Below are 231 nucleotides of genomic sequence, written 5' to 3'. Positions count from 1 at the left end.
CGACCAGCACGGATGCGCCGTGGGCCGCGAACAACCGGGCGATGGACTCGCCGATGCCGCTGGCGCCACCCGTCACGATGGCGGTTTTCCCCGCGAAGTCGATGTCCTTGCGCCCGCTCATGCCGCCTCCAGCCGCGCGAAGGCGAGGGTGGGCACGTCGACGATCGTCGAGCCGCCATCGGCCGCGAGCACGGCCCCGGTCACGATCGCGGCGGCGGGCGACGCCAGGAA

The 231-nt window shown here is 73.2% G+C and carries 1 pseudogene; it reads right to left on the bottom strand.

Annotated features, from left to right (window positions below):
- Nucleotides 1-117 precede the first annotated feature (117 nt).
- Nucleotides 118-231: pseudogene (locus tag ACEN88_RS36405) on the bottom strand (3-oxoacyl-ACP reductase); the annotation flags it as partial.

Origin of the sequence: Massilia sp. CT11-108, assembly GCF_047302915.1 — a bacterium.
Classification (GTDB): domain Bacteria; phylum Pseudomonadota; class Gammaproteobacteria; order Burkholderiales; family Burkholderiaceae_D; genus Telluria; species Telluria orientalis.
This window is presented reverse-complemented; position numbering and strand designations above follow the sequence as displayed.